Origin of the sequence: Paenarthrobacter sp. AB444 (genome assembly GCF_028736865.1) — a bacterium.
Lineage (GTDB): Bacteria > Actinomycetota > Actinomycetes > Actinomycetales > Micrococcaceae > Arthrobacter > Arthrobacter nicotinovorans_B.
Map to the genome: position 1 here is coordinate 101,067 of NZ_JAQZBY010000005.1, position 24,093 is coordinate 125,159.

The following is a 24,093-nucleotide window of genomic DNA, read 5'->3' on the forward strand; positions in this document are numbered from 1 at the left end:
TCAGTGGTTCGTTGTCCGATTACAGAGTAGAACTCCCACTCAGTCTGCCACTGTATCGCCGTGTCTGTGCGCTACCTTCCACTCACCGTCCTCGCGGCGGTACACCTGGGTTGCCCTGAGCGTGTAGGTCCGCGGGGTTCCATTCAGTGTGGCTGAGGTGTGTTCCATTCCGGCCGTGTACGCCATGTCCCCGATGACGTCGTATGCCTGGAGCTCGAACTCATACGACGTGCAGTCGGAAAAGCTGGCCCCCAGTGCCTCGAAGAGTTCATTGAGTTCCTGCTGCCCGTAGGCATTCTTGAAGGCACCCAGCACGCTGACCGGTTCATGTCTGGACCAGAGCGCCCGGCGCGGTGTCGCATCGCCGTTATGGAGGGCCAACTCTGCTTCGTACAAAGCCGTCCTGATCCACGCCAAAAAGTCATCCTTGTCGCTCATGGACCCAGTATGCGCGTGGCGTGTCAGCAGGTGAAGGAGAGTTGCGGCAGTGGCGGGAAGGGCAGTGGCTGGAAGGCCGGATCAGGAAGATAATGAAGGCAAGGCACGGCAAGCAGTGTCCGCGCCGATATCTGAGCAGCAGTGCCACAACAACCATGCTGCTCGTGTGGTGAGGAAGATTCCGGTGTCCTTGTCGGATGAAGAGCGCAGGAGCTTGGAGGAGCTGGAGCGGGATCTGGCTGCAACGGATCCGGACCTTGCCCTTGAACTGAAGTCGGGCCGCCTTCGCGGAGCAATGGCCCGGACTTCAGGTGGCGTCCTTGCCCTGGTGGGTGGCTTCGTGATGGTGATCGTGGGAATCACCACCCAGCTGGTGGTGCTGGGCGTGGTCGGATTCCTCTTGGCCAGCACAGGAGCGTATCTGCTTCTGGCCGGATCTTCGTTGCGGCGGCGCATTGGCAGGCGCGGCAGGGATTCTTCGGGCTAGCCGGGCAGGCGCTCGCGTTTCAGGGGACGGGTGGCACGGGAGGTTGCACAGGCCCGTCCGCCTTTTTCACGGGATCAGGCTCGGCGGAGGGCATCATGGTCCGCCACGCAAGGACGGCGCCGGCGCCGATAAGGGCTGCCAGCAGGGCGATCAGCAAGCCCCGCGGACGGTTTGTCGGCTTCCGGGTCTGGCGGGACAAGGTGCGCGTTGCCCGGCTTACGGCCTTGGCCGCCGTGCGCCGGGCCTCCTTGGCAGTCTTCTTGTTGCCGGTGAGGGTGAGCATCACGCCATGAACCACCGACGGGACATCCGCATGGTTGATCCTGGCCAAGGCCCACCGCACCACGGCATCGGTCTGTGAGCTGGTTCCCTCTGCTGCGTGGTTTACCCATTCCCGGGCAAGATCCTGGGTCGCTGCAAAGATGTTCTGCGGTTTGTACATTGTGCACCCCAATCGGAGTAGATGGCCCCGTGAGCCAGCCTACGCCGTGCTTCCTACAGGCAACAGGCCCGCAGGAGGGCCCCGGAACCTAGTTCCGGATCACGGAGGCCAGCTCCACCGGCTTGTCCAGGCCAGCCCACTGTCCGTTGAGGACAAGCTCGTGGTGAAGTTCCTGTGCCTCGGCCGTGGCAGCTGATGCATCCGCCGCGGCGTCCAGTACACGGATCACCTTCAACCGGAGATCACCGGCATCAATGATTGTCACGCCGCTGCCCGATACCGGCGCCGACGCACTCACGGTGGGCAAACCGCCGTCGAGCGTTCCACTGCCCTTGACGGTAACGCTGCTGGGACGGGGTTCGGACTCGCCGTCGACCAGCAAGGCTGCCTCTTCCTGGCCGGTGAGGATAGCTGTAGCGAGGGCTTTGACGTAAACCGGGTCGGCGCAGGCGTCGTACACCCAGCGCTTGCCGAGGACCGAGTGTTCCATGGTGCCGATCAACCATTCGTTGGCGCCGCCCAGCTCGTGGCCGCGGTAGCTGAGGGGAACCTGGTAGATCCGCTCGCCCGCTGCCACGACGTGCGTCTCGAGCCCTACCTCGCCGGCGGGGTCGTCAAAGCGGTAGGCGCCGATGAGTTCGGGAGTGCCGTCCTGGATGAACCACGGCTGCGTGGGCAGGTAGTCAGCGATGAGTTCGAGCTTGGAGGGGGACAGGGTTGCTTTGTGAATGATCGCCATGTCACCCAGCCTAGGGCAGCCCGCATCATGCCCCTAAGCAGGCCCGATGCGTGGGCTTGGCCCTGCTCTGTTTACAATCAAAGGGACGTCGACCACTGAGGGAATCATGAAGAAACTCACCACTGTCCTGATTGCTGCCGGGCTTCTTGTCTCGGCTTCCGCTTGTTCAGCACCGCAGCTGACCACCGCACAGACCTGTGACAGGATGGCCGCCGCCGCCGCAGGTTTGACCCAGGAAAACAACAAGACCGCCACCACCCGCGTGGCCAACGCCATCCGTCCCATCGAGGGCGTGGCTTCCGACGAAATGAAGCCGGTGGTGACCTCCATCCTTGATTTCTTCGATGAGCAGGCCAAGGAGAACCCGGACGAGAAGAAGCTGGGCGAACTCACCACCGCATACCAGGAAGCAGGCAGCAAGTACGGCCAGCTCTGCCGCGGCGGACAGTAACCGCGTACCGTTTCAACGCTCCCCCATCAGCACTCTTCCGGAGTTGCGGGTGGGGGAGCGTTGTCGTGTGCAGTAGGCTCTCCACAATGAGCCACGCTGATGCGAAGAAACGCCTTCTCGCCGCCTATGACCAGCAGCTTCGTACTGATGCGGAGACGTCGGATGCGCTGACGGTTACGTCGCTTGGGCCGCTGTGTTTGGCCACGTTCGTGGGCGGCCGCGGCTTCATCACCTACCGGGATCTGGGCGGGGCGGACGAGGAAGGTATCCGTGGCCTGGTTGCTGACGGTGTTGCGTACTTCAAGAGCCAGCCTGAAATCACCAGGGTCGAGTGGAAGACCCGCGGGCACGATGACGCCCCTGGCCTCCACGAAGCGCTCCTTGCCAACGGCTTCGCCGCTGAGGAGCCCGAATCGATCATGATCGGGGAGGCACAGGCGCTCAGCGTGGACGTGCCGCTTCCCGACGGCGTGACGTTGCGTCGCGTCGTCGACGAGCCGGATGTGCGGGCCATGACGGCGATGCAGGACGAGGTGTTCGGTGATCCTGTGTCGGACGAGATGGCCGATGGCCTGCTGCACAGGTTGACGTTGGACGACGGCATGGAGCTGTGGGTCGCTGAAGCGGAGGGTCATGTTGTCAGCGCAGGCCGCCTGGATCCCGTGGCCGGGACCGATTTTGCCGGGATTTGGGGAGGGGCAACCCGCCGGGAATGGCGAGGCCGTGGAATTTACCGTGCACTCACTGCGCGCCGCGCCCAATCCGCGCTCGCCAAGGGCAAACCCTTCATCCAGAGCGACTCAACCGAATACTCGCGCCCGATCCTGGAGCGCTCCGGTTTGCTCAAGGTCTCGACGACGACGCCGTACCGCTGGGCGCGGAGCTAAAGAGCGCGGCCGGCTAGGCGATTGTTGAGCCTGTCGACCTCATCGAGCACTTCCGTAGCTGCCCACGCGCGGTTCCGCTTTGACTGGGTAATCAGTGAGAGCACTCCAGCCTCAGTCAGCCTGTCCAGGACTCTGTAGATGGAACGTTCATCAACGCCCGCAACATAGGCGGCGCTGTGGGCTTCGAAAACCGGCCGTTCCAACAGCCAAGGGAGGATCTTTTCATCGGCTGAGCCCTTGCGTGGACGCACAACCTCAACCCACGCCGAAGGCAGAGAATCCAAGGCAGTCACAGACTCACTTGCAGCTTCCGCTGCACGCAGGGAGGACCTGGCCAGATAGAGCACGAAAGGATCCAGGTCTCCCGTGCGGTAGTTGTTCAGCAGCGAGAAGTAAGTATCGATATCTGCGACCATCGCCGAGGCAATAGGAGTGACAGTGTTTCTGGTGAGGCCCCGTCGTCGCGAAATGGCGCCTATCAAGGCCCGTCCGATGCGGCCATTTCCATCGGTGAAGGGGTGAATGGACTCGAATTGAGCGTGGGCAATGGCTGCTTGCGCCATGATAGGGACGTCTCTTCGCGCGCAGAACGACAAGAGGTCATCCATGAGACCGGGAACCAGCGCGGGAGGAGGCGGAACATGCACGGCGCCTCTTGGTGAATAGTCGCTTCCCCCAATCCAGTTCTGGACATTCCGGAACAAACCGGCGTTGTGCCCGTCGACCGGGTCGTCCTTCATGAGCTTCCTGTGAGCTGCCAGGAGGGCTTGCAGTCGAACCTCGCCAGCTTCACCCGCGTCCTGAATCATGCTCTGAACGGCCTCTGCCGCAGCCACCATGGACTTGGCTTGATCGGAGGCCTTGAGTCCAACAATTGCTCTGGCATAGTCATCGCGGTTCGCGTCCACATGCTCGATCTTTGACGATGAAACCGCTTCGCTCCGCAGCAAGAAGCCGCTGATGGCCGCCATCCGTGAACCCGCCCTCACGTCGAGGGAGGCCACGGCGATGGCGGCTTCTTCGAGGGCCACGATCGTTTCCCGTCCAGGCTCGTACCAAAGTTCTCTAATCTCCGGCGGGAGCGAGACTTCCACCTCGGTGAACATTCGGTCTTCTCGAGGGGGACGGCCGGAGCTCTTCCAAGGCATTACCTCACTGCCGTGAATCGGCCATGTACCCATCAACCCTCCAGAAGAGTGAACAACCCAAGCATTATTCGCATTTTATGCCGGAAATGCGAATAACGGAGCTGTTGTTTGCTCTTCGCATGAGGCCGGGATGAAAAAGGTAGCTCCGGGTTCGCAATCACTTATTTACAAGGGACCCTATCTGCTCGGACTGACAATGATGCGGTGCAGCAGAGTGTATAAATGTATACAAGTACACCTTCTCTACATGGCGGCAGAATTGACAGACCCACAAGCCCGGAACACCGGCGCCCACCTCGTCTACAGCGAACTCAAGCGGCGAATCCTCAGCTTGGAACTCAAACCTGGTGAGCGCATCTACGAACCCGCCATGGCGAATGAGCTGCAGGTCAGCCGGACCCCCCTGCGGGAAGCCATCCGCCGGCTGATCTCTGAAAGCCTCCTGGAGCAGCAACCCACCGGCGGAGTACTGGTTCCGGTGCTCGACGAAAAAGCCATTTCAGAGTTGTACGACGTCCGTGCTGCCTTGGAGTCCTTGATGGCCCGGGAAGCGTGCGCCAAAGCCACCGCGGAAGACCTCGAAGAGCTTCGGGGGATCGTGGCCCGCAACGCGGCGCTGGTGGACTTCGCAGATGAAGCTATGAAATACGGGGTCGCCCTGCACGCCGCCATCGCCAGGATCGCCGGCAACTCCTGGGCCCAACGCTTTCACGGGCAGATCTCCAGCCACGTGGAGCGCTACCGATACTTCACCAACAACGCTCCCCACCGACGCGACGAAGCACTTGCCAATCATCGGCTGCTGGTGGATGCCATTGCGTCCAAGGATGCGGAAAAAGCCGCCCGGATCGCTTTCGAGCACGTCATCGGTGCCCGGGATGAGACCTTGCGGGTCATTTCCCAGCACGGTCTCGACGTCTCGTGATCGGCGAACTCGGACGCCGTTCGTCTACAGCGCTTCTCATCCACTCTGCGCTGATTCAGGCCGTGACTTTCCTGGTCCGGCCGGCTGCGACTTACAGGGCCCTGGAACTTGATGTCCCTGCCTTCGCCCTCGGCGTGCTGGCCGCCAGTTACGCCGTCTTCCCTTTGCTGCTGGCCCTGCCGATCGGCGGCCTCGTGGACCGGTTGGGAGAGCGTCGCCTCATGGCGATCGGGTCCGCCGTCGTCCTTGGCTGTTCCGCGTTCCTGCTCTTCTGGGGGACGTCGGTGGCAGCTTTGGTGGCCGGGACGGCCCTCCTTGGTGCTGGCCAGTTGGCGTGCGTGGTGGGCCAGCAGGCGGTGGTGGCGAACAATGCTGCTTCATCGCGGCTGGACTCGGCGTTCGGCTACCTGACGTTCGCGGCGTCGCTGGGGCAAGCCCTTGGCCCGCTGGCTATCTCCGTGGTGGGCGGTGCCTCGGTGCATCCCGACACTCAGGCCATCTTTATCTTGTCGGTTGGCATGAGCCTGGTGCTGTTCCTGACCACGTTCGTCATCTCACGCAGTGTCAGTGGCCGCACCGGCAGAACAAAGGCCAGGAATGCCCCCAAGGGTGGCGCGATCGCGCTTCTGAAGACGCCCGGCGTCGTACGGGCCCTCGCGACGAGCGCCACCGTTCTGGCCGTCGTCGACCTGACCGTCGTCTACCTTCCCGCGCTCGGTGCCGAGCGCGGCCTGTCCGCCGCCACGGTGGGCCTCATGCTGACCGTCCGCGCCCTGTTCTCCATGGTGTCCCGGATTGGCCTGGGCAGCATGTCCCGCAAGCTCGGCCGGATGCGGCTGCTGGTCCTGAGCTTGGCCATCTCGACGGTCGCCCTTGCGGTGGCGGCGATTCCGATGCCCGGTTGGCTGTTGTTCGTGGTCATGGCATTCCTGGGCCTCGGGTTGGGAATCGGTCAGCCCCTCACGATGTCGTGGCTTTCCGCGCAGGCGCCGGCCGGTCAACGCGGGCGCGCGCTGGCGCTTCGTTTGGCTGGAAACCGTGTGGGCCAAGTGTTATTGCCCAGTGGCATCGGTGTAGTCGCGGTGGGTCTGGGGGCGGCCGGGGTGTTCCTTGCATCGGCGGTTGCCGTGGGCGGGACGATGCTGCTGCTTCGGGGTGTGCGACTGGACGACTGATCCACCCGTCACGTTCTGCCCCCTCGCCTCACTGCTAGTTAAGCGGGAAAGTGAGGGGGCAGTTCCCAGTGGAAGAAAGCACTGTGTTCGTGATGTCGGATCCGGAGAATTTGCCGGTACGTTACTACAAGGCATGGGAGTACTTCGTGACGGGTGACGAAGTCGAGGTCAGGCAACCAGGTGCTGCCCTTGATGCGGGCGTGGTTGTGAATGTCATGCCGGATGGCAGTGGCGTCTGGGTCTACGTCAACGGAGTCGGGCAACGCCTTTTCTGCGTCGAGGAGGATGTGGCAATCACGATTAGGAACGCCACGGAGCGCGCGGATACCACGCTGACCGGAAGTCAGAAGAGGAACCCATGAAGTCACGACTTTTAGCATTTGCAGGAGCGTTGGCAGTTGGCGGTCTCTTTGGCTATGTATCCGGCCCTGTGATTGGTGTAACAGTTGGCCTCTCCGTTCTCGGAGGCGCGCTGCATGACATGAAGAGACAGCGCAAAAAGCTGTCATCGGCATCCGAAGCAAAGGAGTAACTCCATGGAGAAACCGCTGTCCCCTATCTTTGACGACTATGGCATGGAAGTCAGTCGTGATGCCTTTTGGGGCCAGAAAGAGTTGGGGGCCGAATTACGTACAACCCCGCAATACGTTGGTACGTTGTTGCGCTTGGTGGGCCTTCTGCAGGATGGATCCAAAGATCCCAGTGGTGAAGCGCTCAGAACCGGTGCAGTAATCTACGTTACGGTTGCGACGGCGGATGGGCCTCATCGTTATCCGAGATGGAGGAAAGAGCTGGTCCTGGGTGTTCTTTCGCGAGCTTTACGGGATCATCCAAAGCCATTGACGGCGACCGAAAAGGGAAACCAGAGGAATGCAGGTTCCTTCCATCCTCAGCCCCAATCGTTTGATGAAAGGCTTTCGGATTTGGAGCGCCGGGTCGAGCGGCTGGAGAGGCAGACAAACCAAGGCTTCCGCTCCAGCTGAGTCTCGCCCGTGACCCACCCCTACTCCGCGAACAGCGCCGCCAGGTCCTCCGCCGTCAACGACCCGCCAGCCAGTGCATCGCCCTCCATCACGTCCGCGAACAGCTGAGACTTCTTGGCCTTCAACGCCATGACCTTCTCCTCGATGGTGTCCTTGGCAACCAGCCGGTAGACCATGACGTTCCGAGCCTGCCCGATGCGGTGGGTGCGGTCCACGGCCTGGGCTTCGGAAGCTGGGTTCCACCACGGATCCAGCAGGAACACGTAGTCCGCCTCGGTCAGGTTCAAACCGAAACCACCGGCCTTGAGGGAGATCAGGAACACCGGCGCGGTGCCATTCTTGAACTCACTCACCACGTCTCCACGGTTCCGGGTACTGCCGTCGAGGTAGCAGTACTCGATCCCCTCCGCATCCATGCGCTCGCGGACCTTGCCCAGGAAACCGGTGAACTGGCTGAAGATCAAGGTCCGGTGTCCCTCGGAGATGATGTCCTCGAGTTGCTCGAACAGCACATCCAGCTTGGACGAGCGCACGGCAGCAAGCGAGGAATCCACCAGCGACGCATCCAGGCTCAGCTGCCGCAGCAGGGTCAGCGACTGGAAGATTGTGAAGCGGTTCTTGTTGACGTCGTCGATCAGCCCCAGGATCTTCTGCCGCTCACGCTGCAGGTGTGTTTGGTAGACCTTTTGGTGCCGCGGGTTGAGCACCACTTCGAGGATCTGCTCCTGCTTGGGCGGCAGATCCTTGATGACCTGTTCTTTGGTGCGGCGCATCATCAGCGGACGGACACGACGCCGGAGCTTGTCCAGTTGCGCCGAGTCACCGTTCTTTTCCACCGGCTTTTGGTAGTTCTCGGCGAACCTCTTGGGGCTTGGGAACAGGCCCGGAGCCACGATGGATGTCAGCGCCCAGAACTCCATGAGGTTGTTTTCCAGCGGGGTGCCCGTGATGGCCAGCTTGAACTTGGCAGGCAGTTTCCGCGCGCATTGGTATGCCTTGGACTGGTGGTTTTTCACGAACTGGGCCTCGTCCAGCATCAGCCCGGCCCACTGGAAATAGGCGTAGGCCTCGTAATCGATACGGAACAAGGCGTAGGAGGTAATGACGACGTCGGCCCCCGCCATGGCTTCCGACGGCAGCAGGCCACTCTTGGCGAAGGTCTCCGAAACCGTGCGCACCACCAGGCCGGGAGCGAACCGCTGCGCTTCCAACGCCCAGTTGCTGACAACGCTGGTGGGAGCCACGACCAAGAACGGCGCCCTGTCGTTGCCACTGGACACGGCCAGCTCCTTGGCCGCGCACATCAACGCGATCGCCTGGACAGTCTTGCCGAGGCCCATGTCGTCGGCCAGCACGCCCCCGAGGCTGTGCTTGTACAGGAAGCTGAGCCAGTTGAAACCCTCCAGCTGATACGGACGCAGCTCAGCGTTAAGGCCTGCCGGCAGCGGCAGCCCGGTCACGCCGTCGTCGAGCAATCCGCCAACGGCCTCGCGCCACGCGGCTGCCTGTTCGTCCACAATCCCCAGCTGTGCCAGCTCGTCCCACAGCCCCACCTGGAAGCGGCTGATCTGCAGGGTGCCGTCCTTGTTGTCGGGGTTGTCCTGGAGTGAGCGGGCTTCGTCGATCAGGGCGCGGAGCTGGTGCAGTTCGGGCAGGTCCAAGGAGAAGTGCGCGCCGCTGGGAAGCAGCATACGGGTCTGGCCGGCGGCGAGCGCGGAGAAAACAGCCGCGAAGGAAACCGGTTCGCCTTCGAGCGTGATCACAATTCCGAGGTCGAACCAGTCGCCGCTGGCGGTTTCCTTGGTGGAGATGGACACTACCGGTGCTTCTTCAGCCTCCCGGTAGTCGGCGATGTCGCCCGAGGTTTCCACGACGACGTCGGGCAATTCCTTGAGCGCGGGCAGCACCTCTTCGGTGAAGGCCAGGGTGTCCAGGCCGCCCAGTTCCGCAGTAGCGGCCAGGCGCGGGGCACCCCACCCTCCAGTTGCCGACTCCGCGAGCGCGGGGACCGCGTCCCACGGCCGGCCGAGCGATTCAAGAATGCGTGCCTCGGCAGCATCATCCCGGTACCCGCGGTCGTCCGGGTGCCGCCACAGGGGCTGGGCGGTGACGAGCGTGCCCGAGCTGTAGTGCCATTCCCAGTGCAGCCGGACTTTGTGGTCGTTGCCGTAGTTGGCCAGGAGCGAGAGCGTCGGTACGGCCAGCGTGGGCAGCTCGACGGACTTGTCTGCAGCCTGCACGGGCGTGGATTGCCGCAGCTTGGGGTAGAACGATGTGAGGAAGCGGCCCTCGTCCTCGGCCGGTATCTGGAGCGTCTGCCCATCGGTGACGAATTCGAGCAGTTCGTCGCTGATGGCACCCTCGATCGGGGCCAGTGTGATCAGGTTCTTCTGCTGCGGTACGCCGGGGAGCGTGTCGCCGGAATGCGTAAAGAAGATGCCGTTGGCCGGCTTTCCCAGGAAACCCACGGTTCCGGGATCCACGGCTTCCCCGCCAACGGTGACGGACGGCGCGAGCTCCAGGCCGCCGTCGTGCGTTGCGCTTTCGGTACCGTTCGCGTCCAGGCGCGCCAGACTAAGACCGACGACGGCGGGCTGGGCCTCGACGCGGACGGGCTCGCTCCCAGCGGAGTGGACGAGCGGGAGGCCGGCCTTTTTCGCCTCATCGAGGAGGCTCCACAGGTTCTTGGCAGCGAAGTCGTTCAGGCTCAGCCACATCGCACCGGAGGGCTGTTGCCGTCCGTTGCTGGAACCGTGGGCGGCCAGGAAAGTCTGAAGCCATTCGACGTGTGCCTCGTTGAATTCGCGCCGGAAACTGACGTAGCTCAGGTTGTTCCAGGACACGTCGCCACGGATCCACTTGCCCTTGGCGCCCATCATCACCGGGCGTGCCTTCAGTTGGCGGACGCTGCGCATGGGGTCGCGTCGTCCTGTGTAGGAGAAGTGTGCGGCGGGTTCTTCCACTTCGAACTGGAGGGCAAGGGGGATTCCTGCGGCACTGGGCGTGGTGCCGGGCTTGGCGATCAACCTGTTGAGGGCTTGTTCCCACGCGGGACGCGCTGCGCCGATCTCCGACGGCCTGGCCGTCTGGATGCCGGGTGCCTGCGACAGGAGCTGGGCGCGGATGGTGGGGTGGTCTTCCGCGGTGAAGAGCAATGCCGCTACATGCTTGCAGTCCTTGCGGACCGGGCAGCTGCAGATACCCACAGTGCAGCTCCAGCCGGCGGGCTTGCGGACCAGTTTGGCCGACGTCGAATACGGTTGCGGGCCGCTGCCACGGACCTTGCCCAGGAGAAGCCCGGTAGCCGGATCGAAGGAAATGCCGCTCACCCGGCTGCCCATGGCATACGCCAGTCCGGCCGCCAAGGAGCGGTCGTTGATGGCTGGAGTCTGAATGGCCAATTCCCAGGATTCGTCGGTGGGGGACGGCATGCGTCGGGCTACTTTCGGCAGGAGGTTATCTGCTCAATCTTAGTCAGCCCCCAGCGGCCCCCAAACTTCGCCCACCGTTCACCTCCACCTCGATTGCGGCGCCATTGCCACGCGTACGTTGTAGGTGTCCGGAGCACCATCAGCTTTCAGCAGTGAGGATTTCCCATGACTACCAACGAATACCCCGTCGTCCTGAACAAGACCGCTTTCGCAGCAGGCAATGGGGATGTAGTGGATTCCAACGTCACGGTCGTGAACCATATGTACGCGGAGCTCCTCAACAGCGACGAGATCTCGCCCGCCGCGCTCAACAGCTACTTTGTGGACTTCTACCTGACCCAGGCACTCTCGGGTGGGTTCGCGCAGTACGTGTTTACCGCTCCTGAGCGTGAAGAGGTTGATGCCTATGTCCGTGCGGGCCTTGAAGCCATGGGCGCTACCCGGCACCTGGATCTCTTCGACCGCACTGCTTCGGCGTTTGATGCATTGACGGAGGACGAAGCCGAAGCCTATCTTGACGGCGAGCTGGATGAGGCCGAGACGCCCGTTCCGGCCGTTGTGGCGCTGGACGAGTTGGACGGTGAGTTTGAAGCCTTGCTTGAAGAGGAGGACATTATCGACCTCAACGCCGTGTACCTCCGCGACCAGTCCGAGCTGCTGGTTCTTTCCGACGAAGAAATCGAGGCACACATCGCAGCACGCGTGGCCCTCATCCCGGATTTGGCCGAGCGCCAGGCGGAGGCCGAAGAAGAAGCTCTGGCCAACGCACCCGAGTTCGAGGTCATCATCCGCGAACTGTGCGATGTGGCCGGCTTTGCGCTGGAGAAGATCACCATGGGCGATCCGAACTACGAGCACGACGGCGTGAAGACCCTCGCCTGGCACTTCTCCACCGACCACGGGGACTACCTCATGATCGAGGACGACGAGGAGGCCTTCATGATCCACCCAGAGACCAAGGAAATCATCGCGGCTGTGGAGTTCGAGGAGTCCGACGAGTTCGTGGGGCCTAGGCTTCCCTCCTTCCGCTCGCCGGGATCGCTGGAACGCTGCGGGATCGCCGGAGTTTTCCAGCGATCCCGGCAGCTTCCGGCGACTTGGACGAGCTCGTGAGTAGACTCGTCCAGTGCGTGCGTACTGGGAACTCGCTAAATCATCCTTCCGCCGCCATTCCACGTACCGCACTGCCGCCGTCGCCGGTGCTTTCACGAACTCCGTTTTCGGCCTCATCCGCGCCTCCCTGCTGCTGAGCGCAATTACGACGGCGGGCGGCGCCATCGGGGGATACTCGGCAACGGAGGCGGCTACTTATGTGTGGCTGGGCCAGGCGCTTCTGGCGCCTTTGGGACTCTTCGGCTCAGCTGAGCTGGCCAACCGCGTGAAGTCCGGGGACATCGCCGTCGACCTTTCCCGATCCGTCAACCTGACCGCCTCATACTGGGCACAGGACCTGGGTCGTGCCGCTTTCGATGTCCTGCCGCGCGGACTTCCCCCGCTCATCATCGGGAGCGTGGTGACCGGGTTGGCGATGCCCGGGACGCCTGGACCGTACCTTTTGGGTTTTGTGTCCATTCTGGCTGCGGTGTCCCTGAACTTCCTGGGCTTCTTCGCCATCAACCTCCTGTCCTTCTGGGTCCTTGAAATCCGCGGTTTCTGGATGCTGTACATGGTGGTGATGAATCTGCTGTCCGGCTTCCTGGTACCGGTGACGTGGTTTCCTGCCTGGCTGCTGGACTTCGCGAGGGCTACACCGTTCCCGTCGATGCTCCAGACCCCTGTGGACATCCTTGCGGGGAGAACCGAAGGGGCCGAGATCCTCGCGTTGGTCGGTGTGCAACTGCTGTGGCTGGGCGTGATGCTGGTCTTGGTGCAGGTGATGGTCCGTTTTGGTTCGCGGAAGTTGGTGGTGCAAGGTGGCTAGTCCCCGCTCAACCCGCGATCCCCAGGCGCCGGTGACCAACCTGGTTCTCCTCAAGCTGCTCGTCTCTGCCCGGCTGCGCTCGCAGCTCGCTTACCGTGGCAGCTTCCTCTCCGATCTCGCCGGGCAGGTCCTGTTGGGAGTGGCCGAGTTCGTGGAGCTATACGCGATCGTCCACAACGTATCAACGTTTGGCGGCATGACCCTGGCCCAGACGCTTTTGGTGTTCGGGTTCGCGTCAGTTGCCTTCGCTCTCGGGGACCTTCTCATGGGAGAGACCGATTCCATGGCCGAGACCATCAGGTCCGGGAAGTTGGAGGTGCTGCTGGTCCGGCCCCTTCCCGTCCTTCTTCAGCTGGCGACGTCGGATTTCCAGCTGCGAAGGGTTGGCCGGTTGATGTTCGGGGTCGTCGCGCTGGGGGTGGGCTTGCTGCTCGCAGACGTCCAGTGGGACCTGGCAAAAGTACTGCTGGCCACTGCGACGCCTCTCGCAGGAGCGGCAATTTTCTGTGCGCTCTTCCTCGGCGCCGGAGCGATGCAGTTCTGGATCCTCGATGGCAGACAATTCGCCAATGCCTTCACCTACGGTGGTCGCTACGTGGCCTCAATGCCTGGCGCCGCACTGTTCTTCCCGCTGCAGGTCTTTTTCACCTTTGTTATCCCGGCAACGCTCGTGGCCTATGCGCCCAGCCTGGTCATTCTTGACCTCACCGGGCCGGCCGGAATCCCGGCCTGGACGGGCTGGCTGGGACTGCCGGCCGCCGTCGTCCTCAGCGGACTCATGCTGCTCCTCTGGCGGGCGGCCATCAAAAAGTACACCGGCGCAGGAGGCTGATATGCCCGTTATCGAAGTGGAAAACCTGAGCCGGAACTTCCAGGTCATGGAACCATTGGGGCGATTCCGGCGCCGCAAGAAGACCGTCCACGCGGTCCGGGGGATCGATTTCAGCGTGGAACCGGGTGAGGCGGTGGGGTACATCGGGGCCAACGGTGCCGGCAAATCCACCACCATCAAGATGCTCACGGGCGTCCTGGTGCCAACGTCCGGCCGGGTATCGGTCTGTGGATTCAACCCGGTGCCTCAGCGCAAGGCGCTGGCCCGGAAGATCGGCGTCGTTTTTGGTCAGCGATCCCAGCTCTGGTGGGACCTGCCGCTGCAGGACTCCTACCCGATCCTTGGTGCCATGCACCGCCTGCCCGAGGCAGACTGGAAGCCCAGGTTCCGGGAACTTGCCGAGCAAATGGATTTGGGGGAGTTCCTCACCACGCCCGTCCGGCAGCTTTCGCTGGGACAGCGCATGCGCGGCGAGGTTGCCGCTGCCCTGCTGCATCGCCCGGACTTGGTGATCTTGGACGAACCGACCATTGGCTTGGACATGATCAGCAAGGAGAAACTGCGCCAATTCCTGGATGCGGAGCGCCGGGAGAACGGCACCACGCTGCTGTTGACCACCCACGACATGAGCGACATCCAGCGCTTGTGCCAACGGGTTCTGGTGGTCGACGACGGCGCCATCGCCTATGACGGTCCGCTTACCGGTTTGGCTGAGGTCGCCGGGGCGGTGCGAACCATGGTGGTGGACCTCGCCGCTCCCGTCCACTCGGCTGATCTTTTGTCGCTGCCCGACGGCGCGGTACACGAGGGCATTGAGGCCGAGGGGATCCGGCACAGTGTGTCGTTCGATCCACGTATGCTTTCCGCCGCCACGGTGCTTGCCTCGATCTCCCGCAGCGCTGACGTAGCTGACCTGTCCCTGCACGAGCCGGACATCGAACACCTGGTGAGGCAGCTCTACGGAAGTGTGAGGCGCTAGCTGGCTTTGGCCCGGCGCTTTGCTTGTACGCTGCAGCTCCGGTGGACGCCGCTTCGTGGGAAGCGTGCGCAGTCGCCGCAAGGTTGCGGGCGGTTTCGCAGTGTTTCCACTGTTTCGGCCCGGGCTTTCCACATAGCGAGGGCTGGACCTTCTGCGACAGGATCGGGCCCGGTGATGCTGGAGCGATGGAATCAACGTCAGCAACTCCGGTCAGCCCCGTCTTGCCGTTACCCTCGCGCGGCCACATGTGGAGGACCGATGAACTGCTCCGCTTCGGGCTAAATGCCCGAAAAATCAGGGCGCTGGTAGACGCCGGGGAGTTGCAGCGGTTGAGGTACGGCTGCTACATCAGGTCCAGCAAGTGGAACGCGCTGGGTCCAAGGCGGAAGGCGATGGCGCGCATCGTGGCACACGCCCATGGCACACTGACAACGTCGTCGGGCGGTCTCGTTTACAGCCACCTCTCCGCGGCGCGACTCCACGGATTGTTCGTGTGGGGTGTTGATGACAAGGTCCACCTGCTTTCTCCAGTCAGGCCTTCTCCGGACCGGTGGGGCAAGGACGTCACGGGACATACAGAGACCTTTACCGAGGACGATGTCGTGGTGGTTCGGGGCTTACGGGCGACTTCGCTGGAACGCACCATGTTCGACTGCGCAAGAATGCTTAGCTATCCAAAGGCCTTGGTGGTTATGGACCATGGGCTGAGATTGGGCGCGGACATCCAAACGCTTACCCGCATGCTGGCGGCCTCCAGCGGCAAACGGGGTATCCGAACGCTGCGCAAGGCACTGGAAAACGCAGATCCGCGCTCCGAGTCTGCCGGGGAGACGCTCGCCCGGGACCTGATGCAGAGATTGCGCATCAAGGCCCCTCAGCCGCAATTTGAGGTTCAAACCAGGATTGGCCGACATCGCATGGACTTTGCGTGGGAAGAAGAAATGCTGGCTTTGGAGTTTGACGGGCGAACCAAGTACTTCGATTACAAACCCACGGAGGAGGTCATCTTCCAGGAACGCCGGCGCGAGAAGGCACTCATGGAAGATGGCTGGCGCTTCATTCGAATCGAGTGGAAGGACTTGTTCCAGGAACGGGCCTTCAAGGAACGTATCCTCCGGGCGCTCAGGTGACTGCGGCTGTGCCCAGTTCGCGGGAACGCTGTGAGCTCGCCGCAAGTTTGCGGGGGTATTGGGAGGGTTCCCGCGAACTCGGTGGGGCAGGGGGCAGCGGGCGGGGTTCCCGAACAGCCCTCAGTATCCCGAAGCCGAAGCCCCCTTGACCATTTCTCCGCTCGGGCTCACCAGGTACCAAACGCCGCCAACGCCTTGGCCTGTGACATCCCCGGCGGCCTTGTCCTTGGCGTAGTAGTACAGGGGCATGCCGTTGAGGGTGACCTGCTTCTTCCCGTCAGGGGTGGCGATGGTTCCCACTGTGCCGGTGACGCCATCAACGCTCGGGGTGGCCGACGTCGTCGTAAATACCGGCCAGGCCGTGAGGCAGGCGCCGGTGCAGGCGCTTGTTCCCGAGTCCTTCACGTCCTTGGTGAAGAAGTACAGGCTCATGCCCTTGCTGTCCACCACGATCTGGCCGGCGCTGGAGGACGCGGTTTTCATCTCGGCCGCGGCGGCAGGGCTGGAGGCTGCAGAGGATGTGGCTGCAGTTGACGAGGCCGCAGGCGGCGCCGACGATGACGTGGATGTTCCGGAGCTACCACCACAGCCTGCCAACGCGGCGGCCAGGACCAGAGCCCCGATTCCCATGCTGAGTTGCTTTTTCATCCCTAGCTCCTTCGACGAGCCGGCCGGACGGGTCGGCGCTAACCCGTACGACGCCGGTCGCGCGAGAATGGTTCAAGTGAACCTTTTCGCGACGCAAGTCGTCGTATCGGGTGACACAGCGAAGGAGGTGGCTATGCCGTTGGATGAGGACGTGGTGGCAGCGATCTACCGCGACCACGGCGTAGCGCTGAAACGCTTCGTGCTCAGCTGCACGCCCGACGCCAATCTGGCCGACGACGTGGTGCAGGAAACCATCCTCAAAGTGTGGCAGCACGCCCCGCAGATCACTGGAAGCCTGCGCAGTTACCTGTTCAGGACCGCGAGGAACGTGATCATCGACAATTACCGGAAGGCCCAACGCCGCCCCACCGAAACGGGCGAGCATGACCTGCCGGACCATGCAGCCACCGAACGCGTGGACGAACTCCTCAACCGCGTGCTCATGGAGGAAGCGCTGCTGCGGCTTAGCGTCGAACACCGCGAGGTCCTGGTAGCCCTCCACTATCAGCGGTTCACTGTCGTGGAGGCTGCGCTCCAGCTGAACATTCCTGCGGGAACTGTGAAATCCCGGGCTTTCTACGCTGTGAAGGCCCTCCGAACGATCCTTGATGAAATGGGGGTGGAACGATGAACGGCGGGTCCGTCCACCAATTGCTGGGCGCCTATCTGCTGGGTGGCCTTGAGCCGGAAGAAGCCCGTGCCTTCGAAGACCACCTCGCCCGGTGTGCCGAGTGCCGCGGTGAACTGGAAGAGCTGGAGAGCCTTCCCGCGCTCCTGGACGCAGTCCCCGCTGCCGACGCCGTCGCGCTCACCTCAAGTGGCAACGCAACGCTGGCGCCATTGGGAACGGAAGCGGAGCAGCTTCCGGAAAAGGTTCTGGTTGATCTTGCGGTCCGCAGGCGGAAATCACGACGCCGGTGGGCAGCTGTTGTTGGTGCGGTCGCCGCTGCCTGCCTGGCACTTGGGTTCTTGGGTGGGCCTTTGCTGAACCAACCTCCGAAGCCTGATGCGAGCTATTCAGTGCAGTCGGACGGTGGGCTTCAGCTGACCGTGGATATGGTCAAGAAGACCTGGGGCACAGAGCTGGATGTCGAAGGACGCAGCATGCCGCTCCAAGGGACGCTCTACCTCTGGGTGAAGGGCCGTGACGGGGCCGAGGAACGTACGTGCGGGTGGACGGCCACGCCGAGTGGGCGCATCAAGATCACGGGCGCCACCCCGGTGCAGCTGGCGGGGATAGCCGGAGTGGAGCTCAGGGACGAATCCGACAAAACTGTGGCGTCGATCTCTGTCCCGTGAGGGTCGGTGCCGTGATGAGTCACTGCCGCGACTGGGCTTTCAACTCGGCCACCAGCGCCGGATCCTCGCAGGCCCGGGCGAAGGCTTCGATCCGTCGTTCGATTTCCCGGCCCAGCAGCCAACTGCCGATTCTCTCAGCCACTGGTCTGATGAAAGCCGGGCGGCACGAAAAGGTGTACTTCCAGACGGCCCGGGTGCCGCCGGCGTCGGGGGTGAACCGCCAGCCGCCGCCGAAGTTCTCAAAGAACCACGGACCGGACACCATGGTCATGCCCACGTTGCGTGGGGGAGTGTAGGAGACGTATTCGCTGACCATCTTCAGGCCCATGCGCGAAACCGTCCGGGTCCGCACACCCTTGCCCGCAGCTTGGGCGCCATCCATGAAGGACTGGGCGGAAATGAAGGGGTCCCACTTGAGCCTGAAGGCGCCCGTGGTTTGGGAGAGGGCGAACGCTGTTTCGGGGTCGAGGCGAATGAATCGTTCGGCGCGGACTTGGGGCATCAGAATCCCTGCCCGGAGCCGAGCACCAGAAACACGATGAAGACCACGCCGAAGATGTTGATCGCCATGACCGACAGTCCGATGATCCCCGTGACCCGCCCGACGTTCATGCGTCCGGCGCGGAAGACCGCAATGAGCCCGCTGACTACGGAAACGATGGCCAGGAGAACTGCCGTCCCGGCCAGGACCAAGGCACCGATCCACCACGCGTCGTTGCCTTGGTTGTAGCGGCTCATGGCCGAGGCCACAGCTGCGACGCCCAGCGGAATGCTGACCGCCGCTGCGATGGGCGAGAGGACTGCTGAGACGATGCTCGTAATACCGGCACCCAGGCCCGGTGTGCCGAAGCGCTGCGGTTGCCGGTAGTGGTCCACCGGCGGCTGATAGCTCATGGTTCCCCCAAGGTCCGTTGGCTAAAGCTTGCGGTACGTAAGGTCGAAGATCATGCGGCCGGCCTCGTGTGCCTTGTTCTCGAAGCTGGTTCGAATGCGGCCTTCGAAACGCGGCGCCCAGCCGCCCTCCTGGTCCACGCCCTCGTTAGGTCCGGTGTGCTCCGTGCTGACGGGTGCCCGGCCTTCGCGTACAGGCGCGCCACCCACAACGGATTCGACGCCGGATTGCCACACTTGCGTCAAAGGGCTCTCCTCGCCGCTGCGCTCGCCTTCGTGCATGTTCTCGAACTCCGTGGACCCTGCCAGGACTTCCCGTACGTGGACTGCATAGTTGGACCAGTCGGTGGCGATCCTCCAGTAGCCACCCTTTTGCAGCGCCTTGGCGGCAACAGAGGCGAAGGCCGGCTGGATGAGGCGGCGCTTGTGGTGGCGGGCCTTGTGCCAGGGGTCGGGGAAGAAGACCCAGAGCTCGCTGACGGAGCCTGGGGGAAGCATGGATTCGAGGACCTCGGGTGCGTTGGCTTCAACCACCCTCACATTGGTCAGTCCGCGGCTGTTGATCTTGATGATGGTGTTGGCAAGGCCCGGCGTGTAGACCTCGACGGCAAGGAAGTCCTTGTCCGGGTTCTGCTCGGCGGCGTGAACAACCGCGTCACCCAGTCCCGAACCGATCTCCACGATCAACGGCGCTTTGCGTCCAAAAACAGCCTCGGCGTCGAAGGTGTAATCCGGGTGCACGGACGTGTTGGCCACGTGACGGGGAACCTGGACAGCCCAGCGCTCGGCGTGCTCTTCCCACGCCGCTTGCCTGCGTCCCTGGAGGCGGGTGCCGCGGCGCACGAAACTGACCGGACGGCCACCATAGGTTCCGAAGGAAGCCTGGCTGCCGGGAGTTATGGGGTGTGGGGTATCTGGGGTTTCACTCATGTCCATACAAGAATACTTTGCGCGCGCTAAGCACGGATGCCGTGCTTAAGCGCAGATGCATGCGCCTGCACTACGCCGCGCTAATCCACGCCCGGACGGCTGCGCGGATCGCTTCTGAGCGGCTCAGGTGATCATGCTCGGCGCGGGCAGAGAGCTGCCGAAGCAGCTCCGCGTCCATGCGTACGGGCACCACTTCGCCGGGGCCCTCGCCAACCGGGCGGCGGCCACGCTTGCGAAGTTGCTCAGTTGGGTATCCGCGCTCGGCCTCGTCAGCCCAGGCTTGGATCATCTCAGGGGTGACTGGTGCACCATTGATCCGCTCAGCACTCATGTCTAAATCGTATTACGAAATTGAGGGTCGGGAAAGGGCGTGCGACGGCCTGACAGAATAGGACGTGTGACCTCCTCCCAGAAGCCCGCCGCAACAGAGAAATCCGTCCTGCCCGAGATCGCCGTGGACGCGGAGATCGATGACGAACCCCCTGCGGACCCCACCCAACTCCGGGGCAAGAAGGGCCTGGCCTACCTTGGCATCTGCCTTGTCCTGATCGGCCTGAACCTGCGAACGGTCTTCTCGAGCTTCTCAGCGGTCCTTCCCGAAATAACGTCCGACGCCGGTCTGCCGGGCTGGTCGCTGGTGGTCCTCACCACGGTGCCGGTCACCTTGTTGGGCGTGTTCGCGCCGCTTGCCCCAATCCTGGCCCGGAGGTTTGGTGCAGAAAGAGTGCTGCTCGGGGCCATGGCAGTCCTCACGGCGGGCCTTCTGCTCAGGCCGCTGGATATCCCCGGAGCCGGGCATCTCCCCGCACTTCTGGCCGGAACCGCCGCGTGCGGTGCCGCGATCGCGCTGTGCAACGTCCTTCTCCCCGGGGTGGTGAAGAGGGACTTCCCGCACCGCCTTGGCCTGATGGGCGGCCTCTATACGACGGCAATCTGCGCGTCAGCCGCGCTCGGTGCCGGATTTACGTACCCGGTCTTCACGGCAACCGGCCACTGGACGTCGGCGCTGTGGTTCTGGGTGGTGCCGGCCGCCGTCGTGCTTTTGCTGTTCCTGCCGTTGGCAATCCGCCAGCCGTCCGTAAAGCACCAGGCCTTCCACGGAGGCGTGAACGTGTGGCGCTCGGCGGTGGCTTGGCAGGTGACCATGTTCATGGTGCTGCAGGCGATGATGTCCTTCAGCGTGTTCGCGTGGATGGCGCCCATCCTGCGCGAGCGGGGAATCGACGGTGCAACGGCCGGGCTCATTGTGTCGGTGTCTATTGTGTTGCAGATGCTCGGTTCCCTGTTTGCCCCGGCCCTGGCGACGCGTTTCAAGGACCAGCGGATCATCAACATGGTGGTGGCCTTGATGACGGGAGGCGGCTTCGCGCTCACTATATTCGGACCCACGGAACTCATCTGGGTGTGGACCGGTTTGAACGGGCTGGGGCAAGGTTCGCTGACGGCGGTCGCCCTGACGATGATCATGGTCCGCACCCGGGATGCCCATACTGCCGCGCACCTTTCCGGGATGATGCAGGGGGTTGGCTATGGGCTGGGCTCCACAGGGACGCTGATGGTGGGTCAGTTGCATCAGGCAACGGGAGGCTTCGCGGCGGCGGGGATCCTGTTCCTGGTGGTCGGTTTGCTGGCGGCGTTCTTCGGCTACCGCGCAGGCCGTGACCGCTTCGTTTAACCCAAGTAGGGGACAGCTAACGGCCCAGTGAGCGGTCAGTGGGCCGTTAGCTGTCCCCTAGTTGGGGGAGGGGGGTTAGACGGTCAGGTCCTTGCCCTTGGTTTCGGGGATCGTGAACACGAACGCGATGCTGATCACCAGCAGGACCACGGCATAGGCGTTGAACAGGTAACCGTGACCGATCGTGCCCAGCCACGTCTGCAGGTAAGGAGCCGTTCCACCGAAGGCAGCGACGCAGATGGAGTACGGAACGCCGACGCCGACGGTGCGGATGTGCGTCGGGAACAGCTCCGCGTACACGGCCGGAACGATCGCGGCGCTGCCTGCGATGAAGAACAGCATCACGGACATGGACACCGTGAGCTGCCACGGGGAATCCTTCAGCAGCCACGTCATCGGGAAGTGGAGCAGCGCAGCACCCGCGGAGGACATGATCAGGACGGGCTTGCGGCCGATACGGTCCGAAAGCTTGCCCCAGAACGGCAAGGCAGCGATGAACACCACGTTGGCAATGACGCCTGCCCAGAGCGCCGCTCCGCGGTCCATCTTCAGGGCGGTTGCCGCGTAGCTCGGGGCCACGACGCCCCAGATGTAGTAGACCACCGTGAGGCCAACGGTCAGCCCGATGACCTGAAGGGCCTGCTTGCGGTACTTGACGATCTGCGGCCACATCGGGGCGCGCTTTTCCTTGGGTGCCTCGGCCTCGAACGCTTCGGTTTCCTTCATCTTGGCCCGCATGATCAGGGCGTAGATACCCAGCGCGCCACCGATCAGGAACGGAATGCGCCAGCCCCAAGCGCTCATGTCATCCTTGCTCAGAACGGCTGTAAGGATCGCGCCCAGCAGCGTGCCGGCCAGGATGCCGGCGGTGCCGGAGGTGTAGATGAGGGTCGCCCAGAAGCCGCGCTTCTCCTTGGGCGCCATCTCGGACAGGTACGTTTGCGACGACGGCAACTCGCCACCGTGCGCCAAGCCCTGGATGAGGCGGGCCACCAGCAGCATTACGGATGCGAAGGCACCGACCGCCGCGAAGGTGGGGGCGATACCGATCAACAGGCTGCCCACGGCACCCAGCGCAACGGCGATGGTCATCGAGGTCTTGCGGCCGATCCTGTCACCGATCCAGCCGAACACGAAACCGCCGAAGGGACGGGCAACAAAGCCGACGGCGAAGATCGCCAAGGTGGACAGAACAGCTGACGTGGGGTCGGCGCTGCTGAACAACGCGCTCGCGATGAACGGCGAGAACGTGGCGTAGATGGCCCAGTCGTACCATTCAACGGCGTTGCCGATGCCGGTGCCGACCAGGGTGCGGACATGCGATGTGTGGACCTTGGCGTCGGGGGACGTTCCAACGGTGGTGGTCATGGGGTTCTCCAGGGGTTAGTTGCCGGCGAGGGTGGCGATGCGGGACACGGCGAGTTCGGCATAGAGCGCCGCACCGTCGGTGAGGACGCCGTCGTCGAACGTTGCGTACGGCGAGTGGTTGAAGGGCGACGTCGTGTGGTCGGCTCCGGGGGCGACGGCACTGAGTCCGACGAAGGTTCCGGGAACTTCGGCGAGGACGCGCGAGAAGTCCTCCGAACCGCTCAGGGGAGTGGCGATCCGGGTGTGCCTGGACTCTCCGAACATTCCGGCGATGACGTTCTCCGCGGTGGCCGTTTCGTCGTTGTTGTTGATGGTGAGGGGGTATTCCTCTTGGTAATGCACGTCAGCCTCCAGGCCATGGGCTGCGGCGATGCCGTGGAGCAACCGGGGTACTGTCTCCATCATCTTCCGCCTGGACTCTTCGGAAAAGGTCCGGATGGTGGCTTCGATCCTGGCGGTCTCGGGGATCACGTTGCGCTTGGTTCCGGCGTGGAGGACTCCCACGGTCAGGACTACGGGATCGAACATGTTGAACTGCCGGGTGACCATGACCTGGAGCGCGGTGACCATTTCGGCTGCGGCCGTGACGGGGTCCTTGGCCGAATGCGGGGCTGAGCCGTGGCCCCCGGCGCCCAGGACGGTTACAACCAGTCCATCCGAGGAACTGAGCATGACGCCGGGCTTGGTGACGAACTGGCCGTGCGGTTCCAGGGAGGAGAAGACGTGCATGCCGTAGGCGGTATCGGCGCGGCGGCCGGCAGCATCGAGGACGCCTTCCTTGATCATGTAGCTGGCGCCGTCGAATCCCTCTTCGCCCGGCTGGAACATGAGGATCACGTCGCCGGCCAACTGGTGCTGCCTCTCGGCAAGGAGCGTGGCGGCCCCGGCGAGCATGGACGTGTGGAGGTCGTGGCCGCAGGCATGCATCGCGCCGTCCACACGTGAGGTGTAGTCGACGCCCGTGGTCTCCTGCACGGGCAATCCGTCCATGTCCGCCCGGAGCAACACCACGGGCTTCTCGGTCGAAGCGTGGGCCGCGCCACCGCGCAGAACCGCGGTGACCGACGTCGTCTCTTTGCCCAAGGTGATCTCGTACGGGAGTCCGTCCAGCGCCTTGAGCACCTTCTCCTGGGTGCGGGGGAGTTGCAGGCCGATCTCCGGTTCGCGGTGGAGGTCGTGGCGGAGGCGGACGATGTCCTCCTGCAGTTCCTTGGCGTCGGCGACGATGGTCATGATTCTCCTGGATCTATCCGGTGATGGTTTCCTCATGCCATTGTGGGGTGACCTGCTTCACACGCTTTAAAACAACTGTAA

The 24,093-nt window shown here is 63.2% G+C and carries 27 protein-coding genes; 15 read left to right on the top strand and 12 right to left on the bottom strand.

Going from position 1 to position 24,093, the window contains the following annotated elements; all coding sequences use genetic code 11:
• Window positions 1-39: 39 nt before the first annotated feature.
• Window positions 40-438 (bottom strand): nuclear transport factor 2 family protein, encoded by a 399-nt coding sequence (locus PQ627_RS08335; RefSeq protein WP_274259976.1) that lies wholly within the window; start codon window positions 436-438, stop codon window positions 40-42.
• 184 nt (window positions 439-622) lie between these two features.
• On the opposite strand from PQ627_RS08335, the gene PQ627_RS08340 reads away from it, so the two are divergent.
• Complete coding sequence (locus tag PQ627_RS08340; protein WP_274259978.1) at window positions 623-925, top strand: DUF3040 domain-containing protein; 303 nt, start codon at window positions 623-625, stop codon at window positions 923-925.
• A 19-nt stretch (window positions 926-944) separates the two neighbouring features.
• On the opposite strand, the gene PQ627_RS08345 is transcribed toward PQ627_RS08340, so the two are convergent.
• A complete protein-coding gene (locus tag PQ627_RS08345) occupies window positions 945-1,367 on the bottom strand; it encodes a hypothetical protein (RefSeq protein ID WP_274259980.1) in 423 nt (140 codons plus the stop codon).
• An 88-nt stretch (window positions 1,368-1,455) separates the two neighbouring features.
• Window positions 1,456-2,106, bottom strand: coding sequence for a CG0192-related protein (locus tag PQ627_RS08350; RefSeq protein WP_144661160.1), 651 nt, complete (start codon window positions 2,104-2,106; stop codon window positions 1,456-1,458).
• A 106-nt stretch (window positions 2,107-2,212) separates the two neighbouring features.
• Between PQ627_RS08350 and PQ627_RS08355 the strand changes: the two genes are divergently transcribed.
• Window positions 2,213-2,557: a hypothetical protein gene (locus PQ627_RS08355; RefSeq protein WP_144661163.1), complete on the top strand. Its 345-nt coding sequence runs from the start codon at window positions 2,213-2,215 to the stop codon at window positions 2,555-2,557.
• Window positions 2,558-2,643: 86 nt separating this feature from the next.
• Complete coding sequence (locus PQ627_RS08360) at window positions 2,644-3,444, top strand: GNAT family N-acetyltransferase (RefSeq protein WP_274259982.1); 801 nt, start codon at window positions 2,644-2,646, stop codon at window positions 3,442-3,444.
• Here PQ627_RS08360 and PQ627_RS08365 read toward each other — a convergent pair.
• Entirely contained in the window at window positions 3,441-4,550 is a 1,110-nt protein-coding gene (locus PQ627_RS08365; protein WP_274259984.1) for a Fic family protein, read from the bottom strand. The genes PQ627_RS08360 and PQ627_RS08365 overlap by 4 nt on opposite strands.
• Before the next feature lie 301 nt (window positions 4,551-4,851).
• On the opposite strand from PQ627_RS08365, the gene PQ627_RS08370 reads away from it, so the two are divergent.
• From PQ627_RS08370 to PQ627_RS08385, 4 genes are all read left to right on the top strand, one after another.
• Window positions 4,852-5,517 carry a GntR family transcriptional regulator gene (locus PQ627_RS08370; protein WP_274260224.1) on the top strand — a complete coding sequence of 222 codons (666 nt, stop codon included), beginning with the start codon at window positions 4,852-4,854 and terminating at the stop codon, window positions 5,515-5,517.
• Window positions 5,514-6,692, top strand: coding sequence for an MFS transporter (locus PQ627_RS08375; protein ID WP_274259986.1), 1,179 nt, complete (start codon window positions 5,514-5,516; stop codon window positions 6,690-6,692). The genes PQ627_RS08370 and PQ627_RS08375 overlap by 4 nt, the downstream gene beginning before the upstream one ends.
• Before the next feature lie 68 nt (window positions 6,693-6,760).
• Window positions 6,761-7,054 carry a hypothetical protein gene (locus tag PQ627_RS08380; protein ID WP_274259987.1) on the top strand — a complete coding sequence of 98 codons (294 nt, stop codon included), beginning with the start codon at window positions 6,761-6,763 and terminating at the stop codon, window positions 7,052-7,054.
• 174 nt (window positions 7,055-7,228) lie between these two features.
• Window positions 7,229-7,675 carry a hypothetical protein gene (locus PQ627_RS08385; RefSeq protein ID WP_274259989.1) on the top strand — a complete coding sequence of 149 codons (447 nt, stop codon included), beginning with the start codon at window positions 7,229-7,231 and terminating at the stop codon, window positions 7,673-7,675.
• Between the two features lie 20 nt (window positions 7,676-7,695).
• Here the strand turns inward: PQ627_RS08385 and PQ627_RS08390 are convergent, their stop codons facing one another.
• Complete coding sequence (locus PQ627_RS08390; RefSeq protein WP_274259991.1) at window positions 7,696-11,106, bottom strand: DEAD/DEAH box helicase; 3,411 nt, start codon at window positions 11,104-11,106, stop codon at window positions 7,696-7,698.
• 165 nt (window positions 11,107-11,271) lie between these two features.
• On the opposite strand from PQ627_RS08390, the gene PQ627_RS08395 reads away from it, so the two are divergent.
• From PQ627_RS08395 to PQ627_RS08415, 5 genes are all read left to right on the top strand, one after another.
• On the top strand, window positions 11,272-12,219 hold the full coding sequence (locus PQ627_RS08395) for a DMP19 family protein (protein WP_274259993.1): 948 nt from the start codon (window positions 11,272-11,274) through the stop codon (window positions 12,217-12,219).
• Between the two features lie 13 nt (window positions 12,220-12,232).
• On the top strand, window positions 12,233-13,027 hold the full coding sequence (locus PQ627_RS08400; protein WP_274259995.1) for an ABC transporter permease: 795 nt from the start codon (window positions 12,233-12,235) through the stop codon (window positions 13,025-13,027).
• Window positions 13,020-13,859 carry an ABC transporter permease gene (locus PQ627_RS08405; protein WP_274259997.1) on the top strand — a complete coding sequence of 280 codons (840 nt, stop codon included), beginning with the start codon at window positions 13,020-13,022 and terminating at the stop codon, window positions 13,857-13,859. The genes PQ627_RS08400 and PQ627_RS08405 overlap by 8 nt, the downstream gene beginning before the upstream one ends.
• Window position 13,860: 1 nt before the next feature.
• Window positions 13,861-14,838, top strand: coding sequence for an ABC transporter ATP-binding protein (locus PQ627_RS08410; RefSeq protein ID WP_274260000.1), 978 nt, complete (start codon window positions 13,861-13,863; stop codon window positions 14,836-14,838).
• 185 nt (window positions 14,839-15,023) lie between these two features.
• Window positions 15,024-15,968, top strand: coding sequence for a hypothetical protein (locus PQ627_RS08415; RefSeq protein ID WP_274260003.1), 945 nt, complete (start codon window positions 15,024-15,026; stop codon window positions 15,966-15,968).
• A gap of 120 nt (window positions 15,969-16,088) precedes the next feature.
• On the opposite strand, the gene PQ627_RS08420 is transcribed toward PQ627_RS08415, so the two are convergent.
• A complete protein-coding gene (locus PQ627_RS08420) occupies window positions 16,089-16,616 on the bottom strand; it encodes a COG4315 family predicted lipoprotein (protein ID WP_144661195.1) in 528 nt (175 codons plus the stop codon).
• A 133-nt stretch (window positions 16,617-16,749) separates the two neighbouring features.
• On the opposite strand from PQ627_RS08420, the gene PQ627_RS08425 reads away from it, so the two are divergent.
• Together PQ627_RS08425 and PQ627_RS08430 are read left to right on the top strand one after the other, a co-directional pair.
• Window positions 16,750-17,247 (top strand): sigma-70 family RNA polymerase sigma factor, encoded by a 498-nt coding sequence (locus PQ627_RS08425; RefSeq protein WP_262276167.1) that lies wholly within the window; start codon window positions 16,750-16,752, stop codon window positions 17,245-17,247.
• Window positions 17,244-17,915 carry an anti-sigma factor family protein gene (locus tag PQ627_RS08430; protein ID WP_274260007.1) on the top strand — a complete coding sequence of 224 codons (672 nt, stop codon included), beginning with the start codon at window positions 17,244-17,246 and terminating at the stop codon, window positions 17,913-17,915. The genes PQ627_RS08425 and PQ627_RS08430 overlap by 4 nt, the downstream gene beginning before the upstream one ends.
• Window positions 17,916-17,934: 19 nt before the next feature.
• Here PQ627_RS08430 and PQ627_RS08435 read toward each other — a convergent pair whose 3' ends face one another.
• From PQ627_RS08435 to PQ627_RS08450, 4 genes are all read right to left on the bottom strand, one after another.
• Window positions 17,935-18,417 carry an SRPBCC family protein gene (locus tag PQ627_RS08435; RefSeq protein ID WP_274260010.1) on the bottom strand — a complete coding sequence of 161 codons (483 nt, stop codon included), beginning with the start codon at window positions 18,415-18,417 and terminating at the stop codon, window positions 17,935-17,937.
• Window positions 18,417-18,809, bottom strand: a complete 393-nt coding sequence (locus PQ627_RS08440; RefSeq protein ID WP_274260012.1) for a hypothetical protein — start codon at window positions 18,807-18,809, stop codon at window positions 18,417-18,419. The genes PQ627_RS08435 and PQ627_RS08440 overlap by 1 nt, the downstream gene beginning before the upstream one ends.
• 21 nt (window positions 18,810-18,830) lie before the next feature.
• Window positions 18,831-19,736 carry a tRNA (guanosine(46)-N7)-methyltransferase TrmB gene (gene trmB / locus PQ627_RS08445; protein ID WP_274260014.1) on the bottom strand — a complete coding sequence of 302 codons (906 nt, stop codon included), beginning with the start codon at window positions 19,734-19,736 and terminating at the stop codon, window positions 18,831-18,833.
• 70 nt (window positions 19,737-19,806) lie between these two features.
• Window positions 19,807-20,067, bottom strand: coding sequence for a ribbon-helix-helix domain-containing protein (locus PQ627_RS08450; RefSeq protein WP_144661213.1), 261 nt, complete (start codon window positions 20,065-20,067; stop codon window positions 19,807-19,809).
• A 66-nt stretch (window positions 20,068-20,133) separates the two neighbouring features.
• Here PQ627_RS08450 and PQ627_RS08455 point away from each other — a divergent pair, with 66 nt between their 5' ends.
• The gene (locus PQ627_RS08455; protein ID WP_274260017.1) at window positions 20,134-21,411 is read left to right on the top strand and encodes a CynX/NimT family MFS transporter; all 1,278 of its coding nucleotides are present in this window, start codon (window positions 20,134-20,136) and stop codon (window positions 21,409-21,411) included.
• A 75-nt stretch (window positions 21,412-21,486) separates the two neighbouring features.
• On the opposite strand, the gene PQ627_RS08460 is transcribed toward PQ627_RS08455, so the two are convergent.
• Entirely contained in the window at window positions 21,487-22,779 is a 1,293-nt protein-coding gene (locus tag PQ627_RS08460) for an MFS transporter (RefSeq protein WP_274260019.1), read from the bottom strand.
• 15 nt (window positions 22,780-22,794) lie between these two features.
• Window positions 22,795-24,012, bottom strand: a complete 1,218-nt coding sequence (locus tag PQ627_RS08465) for a M20 metallopeptidase family protein (protein WP_274260021.1) — start codon at window positions 24,010-24,012, stop codon at window positions 22,795-22,797.
• Window positions 24,013-24,093: the final 81 nt, after the last annotated feature.